At 72.4% G+C, this 1,240-nt stretch carries 2 protein-coding genes; both read right to left on the reverse strand.

Annotated features, from left to right (window positions below; genetic code table 11):
* On the reverse strand, positions 1-824 hold an 824-nt coding region (locus tag FN207_RS26035), incomplete at its 3' end, for a cytochrome c biogenesis CcdA family protein (RefSeq protein ID WP_246066390.1).
* Positions 821-1,240 (reverse strand): TlpA family protein disulfide reductase (locus tag FN207_RS26040; protein WP_142461360.1); only part of this gene is annotated, 420 nt, incomplete at its 5' end. The genes FN207_RS26040 and FN207_RS26035, both read right to left, overlap by 4 nt.

A 1,240-nucleotide genomic window follows, 5' to 3' on the forward strand; every position in this document is an offset into this window, starting at 1 on the left:
ATCAGGGCGTCCCACCAGCCGGTCAGGAGCAGGATGCCCAGAACGATCAGCAGCGCTCCGCCGACACGCATGACCGTCCGGGCGTGGCGGCGGGCGAAGGCGGAGAAGCGGAGGGCCCGTCGGGTGCCCAACGCGACGAGGACGAAGGGCAGCCCCAGCCCGATGCAGTAGGCCAGTCCGAGAACGGCGCCGCGCAGCGCCGAGGCCTCGGTGTAGGCCAGGGTGTTCACCGCGGCCAGCGTCGGCCCCAGGCACGGCGTCCAACCGAGGCCGAAGACGACGCCGAGCACGGGGGCGCCGGCCAGGCCGGCCGGTGGGCGGCGGTGGATGCGGCGTTCCCGCTGCAACCAGGTCAGGGCACCGAGGAAGGACAGCCCCATGACGATGGTGACGACCCCGGCCACCCGGGTCAGGGTGGGCGCCCACTCGTAGAGCAGCCGGCCGAGGCCCCCGAAGAGGGCGCCGAAGGAGATGAACACCGCGCTGAAGCCGGCCACGAACAGCAACGAGCCGGCCAGCAGCCGGCGGCGGCTGGGCACGACCATCGTCCCGCGCGGGATCGTCGCCGCAGCCGTTGTCGGCGCAGAGCCGCTGACCGCGGCTGCGCCGGAGGCGCCACCGGCGGTGGTCGTCGCCGGGGGGCGGTTCTCGGCGGTGACGTCGGCGCCGGCCAGTCCGGCGACGTAGCCGACGTAGCCGGGAATGAGCGGCAGGCAGCAGGGGGAGGCGAAGCTGATCAGCCCCACGAGCGCGGCCACGGCCATGGCCAGCAGCAGCGATCCGTCGGTGACGATGCCGGCGAAGGTGGCCCCGAGGTCGCTCACTCCGTCCCTTCCGTCAGGAGCAGGTCGATGGCCGTGCGCAGGTCATCGCCGCGGACCGCGCCGGTGTAGACGGCGGCGACCCGGCCCTGCCGGTCCAGCAGAATGGTGGAGGGAACCACGTTGGCCGGAAAGCCGCGGAAGGCCAGGGCCACCTCTCCACGGGGGTCGAACAGCGACGGATAGGTCGCGTCGACGCCGTCGACGAAAGCGATGGCCAGTTGCCGCTGGTCCTTGACGTCGATGCCGAGGAACTGCACGCCCTCGTCGGCGACGTCGGCGTAGACGGCCTGGAACTCGGGGGTCTCCACCCGACACGGTGCGCACCACGAGCCCCAGAAGTTGATGACGGCGATGTCGCCGGCCAGCGAGGAGGACTCGAACGGGCTGCCGTCCAGCAGTTCACCGTCGAAGGTCGG

This window comes from Geodermatophilus aquaeductus, from assembly GCF_900182545.1.
Lineage (GTDB): Bacteria > Actinomycetota > Actinomycetes > Mycobacteriales > Geodermatophilaceae > Geodermatophilus > Geodermatophilus aquaeductus.